Source organism: Syntrophus buswellii (assembly GCF_046097065.1).
GTDB classification, from domain to species: domain Bacteria; phylum Desulfobacterota; class Syntrophia; order Syntrophales; family Syntrophaceae; genus Syntrophus; species Syntrophus buswellii.
Genome location: NZ_CP175563.1, coordinates 3,092,292 through 3,109,514, shown reverse-complemented (window position 1 = coordinate 3,109,514; position 17,223 = coordinate 3,092,292). Strand labels below are relative to the sequence as shown.

At 55.5% G+C, this 17,223-nt stretch carries 14 protein-coding genes; 11 read left to right on the top strand and 3 right to left on the bottom strand.

All coding sequences use genetic code 11. The annotated features are described in order from the left end of the window. Positions 1-233: 233 nt before the first annotated feature. Entirely contained in the window at positions 234-1,523 is a 1,290-nt protein-coding gene (locus ACJ77P_RS13940) for an IS701 family transposase (protein WP_408997908.1), read from the bottom strand. 270 nt (positions 1,524-1,793) lie between these two features. Here ACJ77P_RS13940 and ACJ77P_RS13935 point away from each other — a divergent pair, with 270 nt between their 5' ends. The 11 genes from ACJ77P_RS13935 to ACJ77P_RS13885 all read left to right on the top strand — a co-directional run bounded on the left by ACJ77P_RS13935 (position 1,794) and on the right by ACJ77P_RS13885 (position 14,605). After that, positions 1,794-2,243 (top strand): Fur family transcriptional regulator, encoded by a 450-nt coding sequence (locus ACJ77P_RS13935; protein WP_367360071.1) that lies wholly within the window; start codon positions 1,794-1,796, stop codon positions 2,241-2,243. Positions 2,244-2,377: 134 nt separating this feature from the next. Further along, positions 2,378-3,838, top strand: a complete 1,461-nt coding sequence (locus tag ACJ77P_RS13930; RefSeq protein ID WP_408998581.1) for a catalase — start codon at positions 2,378-2,380, stop codon at positions 3,836-3,838. A 433-nt stretch (positions 3,839-4,271) separates the two neighbouring features. Next, on the top strand, positions 4,272-6,782 hold the full coding sequence (locus tag ACJ77P_RS13925; RefSeq protein WP_408998580.1) for a transglycosylase SLT domain-containing protein: 2,511 nt from the start codon (positions 4,272-4,274) through the stop codon (positions 6,780-6,782). A gap of 6 nt (positions 6,783-6,788) precedes the next feature. After that, positions 6,789-8,036, top strand: coding sequence for a hypothetical protein (locus ACJ77P_RS13920; protein ID WP_408998579.1), 1,248 nt, complete (start codon positions 6,789-6,791; stop codon positions 8,034-8,036). Between the two features lie 341 nt (positions 8,037-8,377). Further along, on the top strand, positions 8,378-9,406 hold the full coding sequence (locus tag ACJ77P_RS13915) for an undecaprenyl-diphosphate phosphatase (RefSeq protein ID WP_408998578.1): 1,029 nt from the start codon (positions 8,378-8,380) through the stop codon (positions 9,404-9,406). A 129-nt stretch (positions 9,407-9,535) separates the two neighbouring features. Further along, complete coding sequence (locus tag ACJ77P_RS13910; RefSeq protein WP_408998577.1) at positions 9,536-10,297, top strand: DtxR family transcriptional regulator; 762 nt, start codon at positions 9,536-9,538, stop codon at positions 10,295-10,297. Between the two features lie 33 nt (positions 10,298-10,330). Further along, positions 10,331-10,546: a ferrous iron transport protein A gene (locus ACJ77P_RS13905; RefSeq protein ID WP_408998576.1), complete on the top strand. Its 216-nt coding sequence runs from the start codon at positions 10,331-10,333 to the stop codon at positions 10,544-10,546. A gap of 77 nt (positions 10,547-10,623) precedes the next feature. Further along, positions 10,624-12,783: a ferrous iron transport protein B gene (gene feoB, locus ACJ77P_RS13900; protein WP_367360064.1), complete on the top strand. Its 2,160-nt coding sequence runs from the start codon at positions 10,624-10,626 to the stop codon at positions 12,781-12,783. 15 nt (positions 12,784-12,798) lie between these two features. After that, positions 12,799-12,972 carry a hypothetical protein gene (locus ACJ77P_RS13895; RefSeq protein WP_408998575.1) on the top strand — a complete coding sequence of 58 codons (174 nt, stop codon included), beginning with the start codon at positions 12,799-12,801 and terminating at the stop codon, positions 12,970-12,972. Then, positions 12,969-13,238, top strand: a complete 270-nt coding sequence (locus ACJ77P_RS13890) for a hypothetical protein (RefSeq protein WP_408998574.1) — start codon at positions 12,969-12,971, stop codon at positions 13,236-13,238. The genes ACJ77P_RS13895 and ACJ77P_RS13890 overlap by 4 nt, the downstream gene beginning before the upstream one ends. A 137-nt stretch (positions 13,239-13,375) precedes the next feature. Beyond that, positions 13,376-14,605 carry a carbohydrate porin gene (locus ACJ77P_RS13885; protein WP_408998573.1) on the top strand — a complete coding sequence of 410 codons (1,230 nt, stop codon included), beginning with the start codon at positions 13,376-13,378 and terminating at the stop codon, positions 14,603-14,605. Positions 14,606-14,701: 96 nt separating this feature from the next. On the opposite strand, the gene ACJ77P_RS13880 is transcribed toward ACJ77P_RS13885, so the two are convergent. Beyond that, on the bottom strand, positions 14,702-15,760 hold the full coding sequence (locus ACJ77P_RS13880) for an agmatine/peptidylarginine deiminase (RefSeq protein WP_408998572.1): 1,059 nt from the start codon (positions 15,758-15,760) through the stop codon (positions 14,702-14,704). A 15-nt stretch (positions 15,761-15,775) separates the two neighbouring features. Further along, positions 15,776-16,651, bottom strand: coding sequence for a carbon-nitrogen hydrolase (locus ACJ77P_RS13875; protein WP_408998571.1), 876 nt, complete (start codon positions 16,649-16,651; stop codon positions 15,776-15,778). Positions 16,652-17,223: the final 572 nt, after the last annotated feature.

Genomic DNA, 17,223 nt, shown 5'->3' with positions numbered 1-17,223 from the left:
TAAACAACTGGTTGTTTCCTTATTTTAAATGACGGACTCCCGGGAGGAGACGTATTACAAGAAAGGTTCGATGTCAAATCAACCCTACAACGACAAATGAAAGTTAATGGAATTGCTTTTTCTTTCTATGAGACAAATAGGCACGATGATTTCGCCTTTGTATTCCGGCCACTAAAGAAATGGCGCTGTCAACATCAAATTTTCGGAGGGGAAGCACGACCTCCAATAAGATCCTAAGCTGCGATAGCGTAACAGAGGGTGCTTTTTTTCCCCAACCTGATCTTGAGGTGCCAGAGAAAAAAGTGAGCCAGCATACAGGTCAATATGTGATGATGCCATCCGGAGAATTTCCTGACCTCGTACTGATCAAGCCCCAATTCCGACTTGGCTTCTTCAAAACATTGTTCGATCGCCCATCGAACGCCGCTGAGCCAGACAAAAACCGGCAGGCGGGTGCTTCTGGGAGCATTGCTGATGAAGTAAGAATAAACGGGCTCCGCACCAAGGGTTCTTTTGACAATCAGCCACACGGATTTACAGGGCAGGCCATCTCGGTGCAGAAAGATCTTTCTCCTCATAAATTCGTAAGCAATCGGCCCTTTCGCGCCCTCGGCAACGATTCTCCTGTACCAGAAGTAGTTGTTCAAATTCCGGGCAAAAGCTTCCACCGTCACCGGGGCTTTTTCAGTTTCCGAAAGAACGGTCCGAGAGCGCTGCTCTCCTTTGTAAGTGTAGGCCTTCTTGTGGGTAACGGGAGAGGTGAGCCAACAAAGCGTGTCACAGGGCACCGCAAGAAGGTAAGTCTTTCCCGGATGTTTCTCAATGGCCTCGATAAACTCGATGCTTCTACCATAGGCCGTATCGGCAACCACGTATCGAAAGGGAAGAAGTTCCTCCTTCTGGACATGATCAAGCATCTCGATGGCCAGTTCCACCTTGGTCTTAAACGTTTCGCTATCGGGCAATCGGCACTTCGACCGCCTGTCTTTGTAAGGTTCGGAAAACCACTTCTCCGGAATAAACAATCGCTTGTCCAGAAGGGCATAGCCATGAGGAGAGGCATAGGCTGCAAAAACTCCGACCTGGCAGTTTTCCACTTTTCCCAGAGAGCCGCAGTATTGACGGGAAACACCGATGGAATCATTGCCCTTCTTGACAAACGATGTCTCATCAAAAATCAAAATGCCATCGCCATGCGCCATATCATCCCCGATCAATTGATGATAACGCTTCGCGATCAGGTCTTCGTCCCATTGGGCATCGCTGATCATCCGCTGCATGGAACGGACGGTCCCACCTTCGACCGTCAATGCAATAGGCTCTATCGATTTCCTGTCCAGTTCGCTGAATTGTCCAACCATGTAATGAAAGAAATTCTCGCGAGTTTCGCTACGCGTAAAGCAACTCTGAAAGGTGCTATGAAATCCTCTCAATTCATCCATGAACCCTTCAACGTCAGTCTTTTCTACAGCGAACTTTGGTATGCTAAAAATCTCTGTTTCACTGAAATTGTTAAAGATCATGCTGTCCTCCTTCTGGATAATTGATCCTTCAGGAGGATTATTGTTCATTTAATTTTTGTTGTCAAATATTATATGTCGTTGTAGTGTCAAAGATCGAGGTCGGGTCCTGCCGGCTCGAACTCACGGAGAGATGCTCACTTTATTTCTTGACACTTTTGCCTGCATACTTTAGTTTTATTGAGTTGTTACGATCTCCTATCTCCAGCGTTTCTCTTCCGAATGTCGTTTTTACGGTCCAATGCCCGGTATGATGGGGTCTGCGGGGTAAGTATGGAAGCCTTACAGGAAAAAAGTGTTGATTTTGAGGCAATCTGCCGGAAGGCCGGACTCAAGGTAACCCGCCAGCGGCTGGAAATCTATCAGGAACTCGTGCGGTCCACCGACCATCCCACGGCGGAGGCGCTGCACCGGCGCCTGCGACGGAATCTGCCCAATCTTTCCCTGGACACGGTCTATCGGACCCTCGCCACCTTCGCACATCACGGCTTGATCAGCAGGGTCGAGACGGCGGAAAGCCTGTCCCGATTCGAGGCAACTTTTGCTCGCCACCACCATCTGATCTGCCGCCGGTGCGGAAAAATCTCCGACTTTTCATGGCCTCATCTGGATGACGTCTCCCTGCCCCCTGATGTCAGCGACTGGGGAAATATCGATTCCAAAAACATCGTCATCTACGGCATTTGCGGTCAGTGTCTCAACGAACTTCCTGAAAAAATTTAAAATAAAAACGATTGCCTTTTTCTTTTAATTAGGATAAATTCCTATCAAACTATAATGACGGACATTGTGGACGTGACAACCAACCTTTTCCGATTTTCTTCCGGAACAAAACCATTTCAAGGGAGGAAAAAGCAATGGCTGAAAAGAAGAAATTAACGACCCGGGCCGGCGCCCCCGTTGTCGACAACAACAACATTGTGACCGCCGGGCCGCGAGGGCCACAGCTTCTGCAGGACGTCTGGTACCTGGAAAAAATGGCGCATTTCGATCGGGAGGTGATTCCCGAACGGCGGATGCACGCCAAGGGCTCCGGCGCCTACGGAACCTTCACCGTCACCCATGACATCACCAAGTACACGAAGGCAAAAATATTTTCCGAGATCGGCAAAAAAACGGAGATGTTTGCACGCTTTTCCACGGTGGCTGGAGAGCGAGGCGCTGCCGACGCCGAGCGGGACATTCGCGGTTTTGCGCTTAAATTCTACACCGAGGAAGGCAACTGGGACCTGGTGGGCAACAACACGCCCGTTTTCTTCCTCCGCGACCCTCTCAAATTCCCGGACCTCAACCATGTCGTCCATCGCGACCCGCGCACCAATCTGCGCAACGCCAACAGCATGTGGGACTTCTGGTCGTCCCTGCCCGAGGCCCTCCATCAGGTGACCGTGGTGATGAGCGACCGCGGCATTCCGGCAAGCTTTCGCCACATGCACGGCTTCGGCAGCCACACCTTCAGCTTCATCAGCCCTAAAAACGAGCGCTACTGGGTCAAGTTCCACCTCAGAACCCAGCAGGGGATCAAAAACCTCACCGATGCGGAGGCGGAGGCTGTGATCGCCAAGTGCCGGGAAAGCAATCAGCGGGATCTCTATTACAGCATCGAGAACGGTGATTTTCCGCGCTGGACCATGTACGTCCAGATCATGACGGAGGAGCAGGCCCTGAATCATCCCTACAATCCCTTTGACCTGACCAAGGTCTGGTATCACGGCGATTATCCCCTCATCGAAGTGGGGGTCATGGAACTGAACAAGAACCCGGAAAACTACTACGCAGAGGTCGAACAAGCGGCCTTCAACCCGGCCCACGTTGTTCCCGGCATTGGTTTTTCACCCGACAAGATGCTCCAGGGCCGCCTGTTTTCCTATGGCGACACCCAGCGCTACCGGCTCGGCGTGAACCATCTCTCGATCCCCGTCAACGCCCCCCGCTGTCCGGTCAACAGTTATCACCGTGACGGCCAGATGCGGGTGGACGGCAACTACGGATCAACGATCGGCTACGAGCCCAACAGCTACGGCGAGTGGCAGGAGCAGCTGGACTTCGCCGAACCGCCGCTCAAGCTCTATGGCGATGCCAAGAACTGGAACTTCCGTGAGGACGACGATAATTACTTCACACAGCCCGGTAAGCTCTTCCGCCTCATGAGTGCGGAGCAGAAGGAGGCCCTCTTCGGAAACACCGCCCGCGCCATCGCTGAAGCGACAAGGGAGGTCCAGCTCCGCCACATCGGCAACTGCATGAAGGCCGATCCGGATTACGGAAAAGGGGTCGCCGATGCGATCGGCATTCCTCTGAGTGAAATCCCCAAGTAGGCTTCGTTTTTTCCAAACTGATCAAACTGAGCAGGGGGTTGCCCGGTAAATCATCGGGCAGCCCCCTGCTTTTTGTGGCCGGTTCCCGTTGTGAGGTCGGTATCCCCGGTTTTCTCCCCGGCACATCTCTGTCCGCGCATCGTGCCGACGGCCAAATTCCCGCCGCTGTTTCCCGCCGCAATACAAGCCCTGATCGTACAGGCCTGTAACCAACCCTGCAGCAAAGAAAGCCTGTGCTTCGGCCTCCGGCACTTGATTTCAGGGATCGTCTCGGAAAACACGGGCGGGATTTGAACCTGGCCGGAATGTCACCGTGAATTGGTTCCCAGAAAATCAATTGCAATAATGAAAGGGAGATAACATAATAGAAACCATTGAAAATCAACTCTGGAAGCATGCTCGGGGTGTATTGTTAAATGGACGGGAGACGGCAATGACCTTTCTGTGTGTTCAACAAAAACGTCGAGTTTCAATGGGGATCTTCCTGTTCAAAGAGATCGGGGTCTCCCTGAAAGCGTTGCGTTTTGTTCCTTCCTCCTTGCAGGTCTTTCATCCACACCAGGAATCCAACGCAAACCGAAGGTGGGCGCTTTGCCTCCTGGGCCTGGTGATCCTCTGCCTGGCCTTCGCGGGTTGTCGGGCGAAGGAGGAGACGCTCCCGATCGATCTCACGGAGATGCTTGTCTACACGGAAGACGCTTCCAGGGCGAAATCAGCCGACATGAATCGACTTGAGGCTATCGGCGGAAACGTTGGAGAGGAGTCCCCTCTCTGGCCGGTCTATACGTTTCTCCTGGGGGAAGTGCGCCGGTTGAGAGGGGAGATCCGGGAAGCCGAGATCTGTTTCGAAAAAATCGTCTCCTGGTCTGCCGCGGATTCCTCCAGGGAAAAATGGGGAGGGAGCGGTCTTGCCGGGGTCGCCTTATGGCGTCTCCTGCAGCTTCGCAATTCCGATCCGCGATTGGAGGCAAGGGATGTTTCCCGGCTCCTGAGTTCGGCGGACAAGGTGTTAAAGGCCCGGCTGGCCCGGGGTATGTTTCGCCTGCCCGTCCTGGAGTCGCTCCCCATGCTCGAAGAAGACATAAAACGGCAGTCGGCCCTGCTTGCCGAGCGTTCAGGCATGCCAAAGGAAGCGCAGAGGTTTTTTCTCGACTACCTGGCTGTTGCCAGGGCGGTTGATCTGAGCAAATCCGAAAAAACGCTTCTCCAGGGGCTGGTGGCTTCCGGAATGGCATCAGAGGACCATGTCGCCCTTCTGCGCGGGCGCCGGCTGTACGAGTTGAGGCGCTATTCCGATGCCGCGAAGTTCCTGGAAGAGGCCCGGAAGGGTGAAAATCTCCAGGTCCGGGCGGAAGCAACGTTCTACCTGGCCATGATGAAAAGCTCCTATAAAGAAGCCCACCGTGAAGAGAAGCTGGCCTGGTTGTCGGAGGTTGCCGATTCGGCCCACGATCCCGATCTGGCCCAGAACGCCCTGTATTCCATGGGGCGCGCTCTGAGAGTGAAAGGAGAAAAGTCCTTGTCTTTAAAGGCTTTTGAGAGAATCCTGACGGACTTCCCTCTCGGGAGCCGTGCGGACGACGCCCTCTATGAACTTGCCCAGGAGTATCACTATTCCGGAGAGGTCGACCGGTCCCTGCAGCGCTATGAAGAGTTGAGGAATTTCAAGGGGCGCAGCGATTTTGCGAGCTACTCCGGGATGGACCCTGCCATGATGTTATACGGGAGAAACGGCGAAGAGGGCAGGGAGGCTGCCCAGGCCCTCCTGCAGGATCTTGAGCGGAGAGTCCCGGAGGGGCCCTATCACCTCAATGCCCTCTTCTGGATGGGGCGAATCGCGGCTGACCGGGGCGACCACCGGCGGGCACAGGAATATTTCAAAAAAGTTATCGAAACCAGCCCCTTTGACTACTACGCCCTCCGGGCCCGGATGCACCTGCGCATGGGAAACAGGGCTTCGCAGTCTCTCCTGCCCGATGAGGAGACCCGGAAGGAACTGCGAAGCCTCTATAACGGGAGCAGGCACGAAGTGCACCTGTCGGGACGGTCAGCCTATCACCTCCGCCTGAAAGCGGCGCTCGACACGGGATTATACCGGGCTGTGTACGGAGCCTATCAGCGGCTGCGGGAACGGATCCCGGCAAAGCGCCTGGAGGATTTGACCGTTGAGGAGTTGGAGCAATCCGGCCTTTTCCCCCAGGTCTCTGTGCTGCTCGCCCTGCGGCAGGATGCCTTTGCGGCGGCCGAGTCACTGGATGATCGAGACGATATTGCAGCAAACTACCTGGAGATTTCCGACAAAGTCGGCCAGGCTGGGGACTTGCCCCTGTCCATGTCCATTATCATTGAGGGGAGGGATATTCCCGAAAAAAGCCGCAACGAGCAGCGGGCCGCCATGGAACGCCGCGCGTTTTACCTGGCGACGGCCTATCCCCCGTGTTTCCGGAACGAGATTCTTGCGGCGGCCACCCAGCAGGCAGGGGCCGGGGATCAGGTGAGCCCGGAACTCGTCTACAGCATTCTTCGACGGGAAAGCCTCTTCTGTTCGACCGCACTTTCAAAAGCCGGTGCGTTGGGATTGTTCCAGTTCATTCCCTCCACCTTTGACAGTCTGAACGCTCGATGGGATCTGCTTCTGGAAAGCGGCGCACCCTCAAGGGAAACGTTTCTGCTCAACCCGACACAGAGTATCAGCCTGGGAGTGCGATGGTTCAATGAAGAGCTTCTCCCTCACCATGACGGCCATGTTCTTTTTGCTCTCATGGAGCACAACGCGGGGCTGGGCAACGTTCTCCAATGGAAACGGTATTGGAAGGATCTGGGCAGGCTGGAAGATGTCGAGTACATCATTGAAACGATACGGGCCAGAGAAACGCGCCTCTTTACACGGAGGACCGTGGCTGACCTGATGGTGGTCGATGCCATCGGACTCTTCAAGGATTGAAGGACTATGCCGACAACCGATGAGAAGAACAGCACGATGCTGCAGTTCCTGAAAACCTGGCCGGGCATCATCACGCAGATCCTGGTTCTGGTATCGACGTTGCTTGGCCTGCTGAAAATGTGTGACCTCCTTCCCACCGCCGAATGGCAGAAGGCGAAACAGGATGTCACCCCTTTGAAAGTGGAGCCCGGAAAGATCACCTACGAAACGATTCCCTATTACCTCAAAAATAATGTCGGGTTGGAGACCAGGGATAATCCCCTCTACTGGTTCAAGTTCTGGGTGCAGAACAGGACCAATGCCGATTTGGTGGTTCGCATCACCTTCCAATTGCACGAGAGGGCCGATGTGCCCGTTGTCGTACGGCATCCCGATGACAATGTGTTCACGATTCCCAAGAGCAAGGATGACGCCTGGTGGCCGAGTCCGCCGGTAGAGCCCCGCTTTGAGTTCACCGCGGAGGAAGTGAAAGACACGGTCTTGAACGTCAACGTGGAAATTCTCAGCTGGGATCGGAAAACAAGCTATTATGCGAATCCAGCCAGGATAAAGATCCTTTCAAAAAACAAGTTTACCTGGGATATCAGGACGCCGGAGGGTGGCATGGTGTCTCGCGACTTCCTGGCCGCCTCGCTGACCGCCTGGGTGTTTTCCGAGGAGAACGCCGTTAGAAAGCGGACAGGCGAAATATTGAGCCGCTTTCGCACTTCGGATGGCGCTCCACAGCTTGTCGATCGCTGGTTCGAGGCCTGCTTCGAAAACCTGTTCAAGGGGGTGGAGGGCATTGATGTGGATGCGGAAACCGAAGGTCGGAAGCTCTTCCAAAGGGACATCGTCGAAATCAGGCCCACCGGTCAGGTGCTGGCGCAACGGGAGGCTTCCCCTCTTGAAGCAGCCCTGCTGATCGGGGCGTTGAGCAGGCAGGCCGTCCTGCAAAGCGGCAACGTGAAGAACGTCATGGGGAAAGAGGAACTGCGGGTTGTGCTCTTTTCCCTGCCCGAAGATGAAACAATCCTTGCATGGTCTTTCAAAAAGGGAGACTGGGAAGGGATTTCGATGAACGATGCCCCGGGTGGAGACTATCGATTGAACAAGGAAAAAACCAGGATACGCCTGGAAAAACTGATGAGAATGGAGCCGGGGCTCGTGGATGCCCTTTCGTCCAAAGGGGTTTTTGTGGACAAGAGGAAGCGTCTTTTGGCCGTGGATTTAAAAAAAGCGAAAAGAGATTACGGCATTCAGGGGCTTCCGTAAGAGCAGGGTGCCGGGCGAACCTGTTCCATCGCCGTGAATTTCCGCTGTGCAGTGGAACCATTTCCAGCCGTCTGTCCGCGTTTTTTTCATATCAGAAAATCCCTCGGAAAAATCGTCATCCTTTCAGCGCTCCTTTTTGACTGGATGATGCGTTTGCGAAATGCTAAAGGGGACAGCGATTGCGCTGAAAAAAAAGCGGTTCCAGAATTCTGTGCGGGAGAATCGATCCATGAAGTCTGAAGGGGCGGAAAAGGAGAAGGTGCTTGAACTCGGCAGGGCATGAAGATTTTATTCCGGCGCAAGCCCGGGAAGCGGAAAGGAACGTCAGGGAGTGCAATAACATGAGAAACGGTTTCCGATTCGTGCTGCTCGGGATTTTGATAGCGCTGGTTCTTGCGGCGGCTTCTGTCGGCTCAGCGGCTCCGGAACCCGGATGCCCTGCTGCGTCCGAGAGGAAGATCGCTGTCTGGGAAGCCGCTGTGCTCGGCATCGTCGAGGGCGTCACGGAATACCTTCCCATCTCCTCCACGGGCCACCTGATTCTGGCCAATCACGCCCTGGGCATGACCGAATTCAGCGAAATGAGGGGTCCCCTGGGGGCTCTCATGGACAAGAACGATGCCCTGGATTCTTTCAACATCGTCATCCAGCTCGGGGCGATTCTCGCCGTGTTGGGACTTTACCGCAAGCGTGTGAGGCAGATGCTTGCGGGGCTGAAGGGGGCTCTCACGGCTGTTGCAGGCCGGCGTCCTGTTTCTTCCCTTGAGGATTCCGAGCAGCAGGGGCTCAAGCTGCTGGGCCTCCTGCTGATCGCCTTTCTTCCCGCCGCCGTTTTCGGGAAGCTCTTTCACCGGCCCATTGAAACGTATCTGTTCGGGCCGCTTCCCGTGGTGTACGCCCTGGTGGCAGGCGGTGTTTTGATGATTGCCGCGGAGTATTTCTTCTGGATCCGGAACCGCAACCGACCTTGGATATCCGACGTCAATTCCATGCTGTACCGGCAAGCCCTTTTTATCGGGATTCTGCAGGTGGTTTCGATGTGGCCGGGCACAAGCCGGAGCATGATCACCATGATCGCCGGGCTTATCGCAGGCCTCAACATGGTCGCCGCCGCAGAGTTCAGTTTTCTGCTGGCTCTTCCCACCCTTGGGGCGGCGACACTGTATTCCGCATACAATAACTGGCATGTCCTGGGCGATTCCGCAGGCATGCTGGCCCTGGCGGTGGGCCTGGCCGTGAGCTGGCTGACCGCCGTGATCTCCGTCAAGGCGCTGGTCAAGTGGCTGACGCATCATGGGCTGATTCCCTTCGGAGTCTACCGGATCCTGCTGGCGGGCGTTCTGCTGGTGTATTTCTGGCAGTGGCGGTGATGGCGACACCGCAGGCGCGTACGGATTCTTTCCGAATTTATGCCATGAGAAAAAGAGATTGACAAAAGTTTAGTCATGCCTTAAAAGTTTAGCCCACTAATACCGAAGAGGCCTTGGAGGAAATACAGCATGACTCTGACCGATACCCTGACAGCCAGTCTGGAAGATTATCTGGAAGCGATTTTCCAGATCATCGCGGAGAAACAGGCGGTGCGGCCGAAGGACATCGCCAGAAGGCTCAAGGTCAGCAATGCGTCGGTAACCGGTGCCCTGCGCTCCCTTGCCGAAAAGAAACTCATTAATTACGCCCCTTATGATGTCATTTCCCTGACCTCCGATGGAAAAACCGCGGCAAAGGATGTCATCCGTCGCCACGAGGTCCTGCGTGATTTTTTCGTCAATGTCCTCGCCGTCGAAGAAACCAACGCCGATCAAGCGGCCTGCCAGATGGAGCATTCCATTCCCAGGGATATCCTGGAGCGGTTCATCCAGTTCGCCGAATTCATCGAGGTCTGCCCCCGGGGCGGATCCAAGTGGATTGCGGGATTCAGCCACCACTGCGACCAGGGGGATACAGAGGAACATTGTGAAAAATGCATTTCCGTTACCCTTGATGAGGTCAGAAATAGGAAGAAGAGGAAAGGAGATCGTCGAGCAATGACTGTCGTAAGCCTGAAGGATCTGAAGCCCGGACAGAAGGGAAAAGTCTTGAAGATCAAGGTCAGGGGAGAAACAAGCAGGCGCATTGTTGAAATGGGAGTCACTCCCGGTGCCGTTGTCGAAGTGGAACGCATCGCCCCGCTGGGCGATCCCATTGATATCAAAGTAAAAGGCTATCATCTTTCCCTGCGGAAAGAGGAAGCCGAGGGGGTCGAGATTGAATCCCTGTAGGTTGCATTCAACTCTATCTGTGAGGTGTTACCCATGCCGTTGACCATTGTACAGCCGGGAAGACGCGTGCGGCTCGTGGCCGTGGACGCCGGTCATGGACTTCAGGGCCAGTTGACCGCTATGGGGCTGGTGCCGGGCGTGGAGATCGAAGTGCTCCAGAATTCCTTCCGGGGGCCTTTCATCATTGCCGTCAAGGGCAGTCGGATCATGCTGGGCCGCGGCATGGCGCAGAAGATCGTGGTGGAATAATTTTTTTGCCATAAAGTTTAGGGCAAGCTAAATTTATATGGTTTTGCTAATATTGGGGAGGAGGGACGATAATTCCCATGAAATCAAAGATCGTCGTTGCCCTTGCAGGCAACCCGAACTCCGGAAAGACAACGATATTCAATAACCTGACCGGTGCCCGCCAGCATGTGGGGAACTATCCCGGTGTGACGGTGGAGCGCAAGGAGGGTTTCCTCCGTCATGGAGATACGGAACTGAAGATCGTCGACCTGCCCGGCACGTACAGCCTGACTGCCTACTCGGCGGAGGAACTCGTGGCGAGAAATTTTCTTCTCGACGAAATGCCCGATGTCGTCGTGGACATCCTGGATGCATCCAACCTGGAGAGGAACCTCTATCTCGCCGTTCAGCTCATGGAACTCGGCGTGCCGCTCGTGCTGGCCTTCAATATGAGCGATATGGCCAGGGCGCGGGGATATGAATTCGATATCGAGAAGATCTCCCGGTATTTCGGGGCGCGGATTGTCCAGACGACGGGAAACAAGGGCGGCGGGATGAAAGAGCTTCTCGACGCCATCGTGCTGACCGCCGGGAAAAGCGAGTCGGGAGTCGATAACGCGGGCAACGGTCGGCCTGCGGCTATCAGTTACGGCCCGGAGCTTGAGGAAGAGATTGCCACGATCGAAGCGCTCATCAAAATGGCGAACTCACTCAACGGGAAATACGATGCGCGATGGCTGGCCGTCAAGCTGCTGGAAAACGACAGGGAATTGCGCAAGGCGGTCGCTTCCCCGGAGGTGCATGCCCAGATCGAGAAAAGTGCGGCCCATGTGGAGAAGACCCTCGGGGAGCAACCCGAGACGACCATTGCCGGCTGCCGGTATGGATTTATATCCGGTGTCTGCCAGGAAGCGGCCCGCTCCACCATCGAGATCCGTCATACCATGTCGGATAGGGTTGATGCCGTCGTCACGAACCGTGTTCTCGGTCTTCCGATCTTTCTGGGGTTGATGTACCTTGTCTTCCAGTTGACCTTTACCTTGGGCGATCCGCCCATGGGCTGGCTTGAAGCCCTCTTCGGCTGGATGGGGGAACAAATGGCAGGGTGGTGGCCGGAAGGATCGGAAAGCCTGCTGAAGTCCCTTCTGGTGGATGGCGTCATCGGCGGCGTGGGCGGGGTCGTCGTGTTTCTGCCGAACATTCTGCTGCTCTTTCTGGCCATCGCGATCCTGGAAGATACGGGCTACATGGCCCGGGCGGCCTTCATCATGGATCGTCTGATGCACAAAATCGGGCTGCACGGCAAGAGTTTCATCCCGATGCTCATCGGTTTCGGCTGCTCCGTACCGGCGATCATGGCAACCCGAACCCTGGAAAACCGGCGGGACAGGCTGACGACGATGATGGTGGTTCCGCTCATGAGTTGCGGCGCCCGGCTGCCGATCTACGCGCTCATCATTCCGGCCTTTTTCCCGCAGGCATGGCATGGCCCCATGCTGTGGATCATTTATGTCATCGGCGTCCTCCTGGCCGTCGCCAGTGCGAAGCTCCTACGCCTCACGGTCCTGAAGGGCGAATCCGTTCCCTTTGTCATGGAGCTGCCGCCCTACCGGTTGCCGACGCTCAAAGGCGTCCTGATCCACATGTGGGAACGGGGGTGGCTCTATCTGAAAAAGGCCGGAACCATCATACTTGGGATCTCCATTCTGCTTTGGGCGATGACGACCTTCCCCGGCTTGTCCGCTGAAGAGTCCAGCCGTTATGAAAAGGCCCGGCAGGCCGTTGCGATGGAAAATATCGGGGAGGAGGAGAAGGCGGAGAAACTCGCCGCTCTTGACAACGCGGAGAAGGAGGCGGCGCTGCGCGGCAGCATCGCCGGGAATGTCGGGCATGCCCTGGAGCCCCTTCTGAAACCCATGGGATTCGACTGGAAAATCGGTACGGCGCTCATCGGGGCCTTTGCCGCGAAAGAGGTCTTCGTCGCCCAGATGGGCATCGTTTACGCCATGGGGGAAGCGGACGAAGAATCCGAAACGCTTCGGGACAAACTCAAAGGCACCTATTCCCCGCTGGTCGGCTTCTGCATCATGCTCTTCTGCCTCGTCAGTGCACCGTGCATGGCGACCATTGCCGTGACAAGGAGAGAGAGCAATTCGTGGCGGTGGGCGCTGTTCCAGCTCGGAGGGCTGACGCTGATGGCCTATGTGCTCACGGTGATCGTTTTTCAAACGGGCAGACTTCTGGGCATCGGGATCTGAGAGGGGGATGGGATCATGGAGATGGTGCTTGTGGCCGGCATAATCGCTGCGGCCGCTGTTGGGATCGGGGCATTCTATTATGGAACCCTGACGGGCGGAAATTCCCGCGACAACTGTGCGGGCGGCTGTGCCGACTGTCCCCGCGGAGAGATGGGAGAAGCGGATTTCAAACAGGATAGCGGAAAATGAACCACTACGATCTCCTGGCAAGAAATCTCGAAGAGATCCAGGCGGCATTGAAGGATCAGGAGAACCTTCTGGATGGACTCAGGAAAGGGGGTGGCATCCCGGTTTTATCTTCGTGCGCTTCAGGAAGCTGCCCTCATCGGCATAAATTCAAGGAAACGTTGCTGGATGCCATTTCGGTTCTGGAGGAGAGCAGAAAATCCTTCCGTTCGAAGCAGCTTGAAGCGCTGCGGAAAAAGTTGACCAGAGTTCTGGGAGAGATCGCCTAGTTCCAGAAAGGGACAGGATAAAACCTACGGCCCGGCGCTGGGAGCCGGGAAGTGAGGGTGTAATGAGATCGGCAGAAAATGCCGGATGCTCGTTGCACCCTTTTTTATTGATAACAGTTGAAAGGAATATAAAGAATATGAAACGCTTGGTAATATGGATGATTTCTGGATTTGTCCTCCTGCTGACCTCAACAGCCGTCTTTGCTGAAGAATCCACGGTTTCGCGGGAGGAGATCAATGCCCTGAGGGAAAAACTCGAACGTCTGGAGAAAGCTTTCGAACAGCAGGCGGCAACGGATTCGAAAAAGGAAGAGGAAAAGCGCTGGTACGAAAAGATCGAGATCGCCGGAGGAGCGACGGCTGGTGTTCAAGGTTCCGCAGGGGCAAAGAAGCGGCATAGTCGTAAAGGAAACGTAACCGACGGCACGCTCTCCTTCGATCTGGAAGCGTCACTCCCGCTTGCCGAATCCGGCAAGTTCTACTTCCTGACCGAGGCGGGAACGGGGAATGGCATCGATGGCGATCTCCCGACGCTGTCGGGTTTCAATGATACGGCAAATGAAGAGGACAAACTCAGTCTTTCGGAAGTATGGTATGAACATACCTGGTTCAAAGAACGTCTGCGCTTTCGCGCCGGCAAGATCGATCTGACAACGGACTTCGATACGAATGCCGTTGCCAACTGCGAGAAGACGCAGTTCCTCTCCGGCGGATTCGTGAACAACCTGGCCGTGGAATTTCCCGATGACAACGGCATCGGGGCGATGATCTGGTTCTCCCTCCGCGATGACCTGGGGTTCGGGGTGGGATTTGCCGATGCGGACGGTGATGGGGACAGCCTGTTCGATGATGTTTTTTCCATCGCAGAGATCGGTTTCAAACCGAAGATCGGCGAGTGTCAGGGGAATTATCGGTTCTACGGCTGGCTCAACAACAAGGATCATGCCGACCTGGTGGATCCGGACAAGACCGGGGAGAAGAATTACGGGATCGGTTTGTCCCTCGACCAGGAGATTACCGACCTGTTGACTCTCTTTGCCCGGTATGGATGGCAGCGCGGCAGCGTCTCACAGATCAAACATGCCTGGAGCGCGGGGCTGAAGTGTTCGGGGAAATTCTACGGTCGGCAGGATGATGTCATCGGCCTGGCGTACGGGATGGCCATCATCGGTGACGACTGGGAAGAAACCGACCGGGACAGCGGCATCCGTTCCGGGAACGAGCATCACGTGGAACTCTATTACAATCTGAAGGTTCACGACCATTTCCGCATCTCCCCCGACATCCAGTGGGTGAAGAATGCAAACGGCGATGCGGACAACAGGGACCTTTGGGTCTTCGGCGTGCGCGCGCGGGTGGCTTTTTGAGCAGGTGCGACGGGAGGGACTCTTTACGGAGTGTCGGCCTGTTCAGGGGGATCATGGGTGAAACGGGTGGGATAATCGGGCTACAAATTCAAGGGATTAAGGACAAGGAGAGGGGCGCTCCGGCTCCTGCTGGCTGAGGCAGTGCCAGCTCCCCAGTCCCCAGATGATTTCCACGGAGTCGATGCCGATCACCGGGCGGTCGGGAAAACATCGGCTGAGCAGGTCGATGGCCAGCGAATCCTTGGGGCACTGGAAGGTGGGGACGAGCACACCGGCATTGCAGATGTAGAAGTTGGCGTAGGAGGCGGGCAGGCGCTGCCCGTCGTAATAGACGGGATCCGGCATGGGAATTTCAACGACATTCAAGGACTTGCCGTTGAGAAGCCTCATCGATTTCAGGGTTTGCAGGTTGGTGTGCAGGGGGAAATGATTGGCGTCCTTCCGGTCGGGCTCCACCATGGTGATGACGGTATCGGGTGACACGAACCGGGTCATGTCGTCGATGTGGCCGTTGGTGTCATCCCCTTCGATCCCTTCACCCAGCCAGAGCACCTGCTCGACCCCGTAAAAGTCCTGCAGGGCCTGTTCTATCTGTTCCCGGTTCAATGATGGATTGCGGTTTTCGTGGAGCAGGCAGGCCGTGGTTGTGAGCACCGTCCCCGCGCCGTTGAACTCCACGGAGCCCCCCTCCATGACAATCCCGGGGGAAAACACCGGAAGATCGAGGAGCGAGGCGATCCGCTCGGGGATGGTATTGTCCAGGTCATGGGGATACTTGTTCCCCCAGGCGTTGTACTTCCAGTTGACGATGACTTTCGGCGGTCTGAGGTCCGGGCGTCCGGCAATCAGGAAGGCCGGGCCGTGATCCCGGCACCAGGCGTCATTGGTGGGATGGAGGTAAAGGGAAATCCGAGACGGATCGACGTCGATTTTTTCCAGCTCCTCCCGGACATGCCGGCCCATGGCCTCGTCGGTCACGTTGATGTTGACCCTCTCACCGCGGCTGATTTCCTTGATGAACGAATGGTAGGCGGGGAATATCGTCGAGATCTTTCCCGGCCAGGAAGCCTCGTTGTGAGGATAGCTCAACCAGGTGGCGGCGTGTGGATGCCATTCGGCGGGAAAATAATACCCCAGTTCTTTCGGTGTCTTCATAGGAGATGGAAGGGCTCAATCAAGGAAACGTTTTGAAAGATCCCCGTAGGCGTCAATCCGCCGATCGCGCAGGAACGGCCAGTGGGTCCGGTAAAAGCCGGTCAGGGACAGATCGATCTCCTGGACATGTACGGCCTCTTTGTCTGCCGGCGCCTGCCAGAGCACCGTCCCGAAGGGGTTGGAAACAAAGGAGCCGCCCCAGAACAGCATCTCTCCTTCCCGGCCTGTACGGTTCACCGCGACGACGTGCACCCCGTTGGCGACGGCATGCCCCCGCTGGATCGTCTGCCAGGCGTCGAACTGCTCCCGGTTGGTTTCCGAATCCTGTGCCGTCGCCCAGCCGATCGCCGTGGGATAGAAGAGAATTTCAGCCCCCATAAGGGCGGCGATCCGGGCCGCTTCAGGATACCACTGGTCCCAGCAGATGAGCGTCCCGATCCGGGCATAACGGGTCGAAAAGACGCGAAACCCCAGATCGCCCGGCGCAAAGTAGAACTTTTCATAGTAGCCGGGATCGTCGGGAATGTGCATCTTGCGGTACTTTCCCAGGTATTCTCCCCCCGCGTCAATGACGGCGGCGGTATTGTGGTAGAGGCCTTCGGCCCGCTTCTCGAAAAGGGAGGCTACAATGACCACGTTCCGTTTCCGGGCGAGCTCCTGCAGGCGTTCGGTGGTCGGTCCGGGAACGGGTTCAGCCCATTGGAACCGGTCATAGTTTTCGTGATCGCAGAAATAAAGGGACGTAAAAAGTTCCTGGAAGCAGAGGATCTGCGCTCCCTGATCAGCGGCGAAGTCCGCTTTTTCCAGTGCGCGGCCCAGGTTGCCCTTCCTGTCCGGTCCACAGGCCGTCTGAATCAGGCCGACTGAAATTTTCCGTTCCTTTTCGTTCATCCCCTGGTCATTGCTCCTTGTCCGCTGAAAAAAACGCGTCAGAATCCTTATAGATATACATACCGTCTGCGGGCTTGTCAACTCCTGCCTGAGCATCAGGCCAAATGGGCGATGCTATCTATTCATACCTTTGTTTTTATAAGACTATTTAGCTATTGACAGCTTAAGGACCAGATGCGTATAATTCTTATCAGTGGAAAAAGGTTCCTTGAACCATGGATATCCAGGCCCACGATGATGCCGCTTATTTTTAAGGAAGGAAAAGACCGTATCCATTTTTTCTTTCCCCCCGTTTTTTGTTACTGGTCTTCTCCGGTTGAATGCAGCCGCCCATGTTCCGGTCCGAATTCCCCGCTGCCGCTGAATGGATCCTTTCCTTCGTGGTTTCAGGATGGCAAAAGAGGTGACACAGGCGCGCAATTTTTGAAAGGAGGTGAAGAGGAGGCGACAACGGAATGTCCGTGACCAGACGACACGGACCAAGCATTCATAAGGAGGTAAGATCATGAAAGGCAAAATTCTGCTTTATTCCACGATGTTGCTTCTATTCGTCGGATTGATCGCCATCTCTA

Coding starts and splice junctions, on each gene's coding strand:
- ACJ77P_RS13940 (WP_408997908.1), bottom strand. CDS start 1,523: ATGATCTTTAACAATTTCAGTGAAACAGAGATTTTTAGCATACCAAAG.
- ACJ77P_RS13935 (WP_367360071.1), top strand. CDS start 1,794: ATGGAAGCCTTACAGGAAAAAAGTGTTGATTTTGAGGCAATCTGCCGG.
- ACJ77P_RS13930 (WP_408998581.1), top strand. CDS start 2,378: ATGGCTGAAAAGAAGAAATTAACGACCCGGGCCGGCGCCCCCGTTGTC.
- ACJ77P_RS13925 (WP_408998580.1), top strand. CDS start 4,272: ATGACCTTTCTGTGTGTTCAACAAAAACGTCGAGTTTCAATGGGGATC.
- ACJ77P_RS13920 (WP_408998579.1), top strand. CDS start 6,789: ATGCCGACAACCGATGAGAAGAACAGCACGATGCTGCAGTTCCTGAAA.
- ACJ77P_RS13915 (WP_408998578.1), top strand. CDS start 8,378: ATGAGAAACGGTTTCCGATTCGTGCTGCTCGGGATTTTGATAGCGCTG.
- ACJ77P_RS13910 (WP_408998577.1), top strand. CDS start 9,536: ATGACTCTGACCGATACCCTGACAGCCAGTCTGGAAGATTATCTGGAA.
- ACJ77P_RS13905 (WP_408998576.1), top strand. CDS start 10,331: ATGCCGTTGACCATTGTACAGCCGGGAAGACGCGTGCGGCTCGTGGCC.
- feoB (WP_367360064.1), top strand. CDS start 10,624: ATGAAATCAAAGATCGTCGTTGCCCTTGCAGGCAACCCGAACTCCGGA.
- ACJ77P_RS13895 (WP_408998575.1), top strand. CDS start 12,799: ATGGAGATGGTGCTTGTGGCCGGCATAATCGCTGCGGCCGCTGTTGGG.
- ACJ77P_RS13890 (WP_408998574.1), top strand. CDS start 12,969: ATGAACCACTACGATCTCCTGGCAAGAAATCTCGAAGAGATCCAGGCG.
- ACJ77P_RS13885 (WP_408998573.1), top strand. CDS start 13,376: ATGAAACGCTTGGTAATATGGATGATTTCTGGATTTGTCCTCCTGCTG.
- ACJ77P_RS13880 (WP_408998572.1), bottom strand. CDS start 15,760: ATGAAGACACCGAAAGAACTGGGGTATTATTTTCCCGCCGAATGGCAT.
- ACJ77P_RS13875 (WP_408998571.1), bottom strand. CDS start 16,651: ATGAACGAAAAGGAACGGAAAATTTCAGTCGGCCTGATTCAGACGGCC.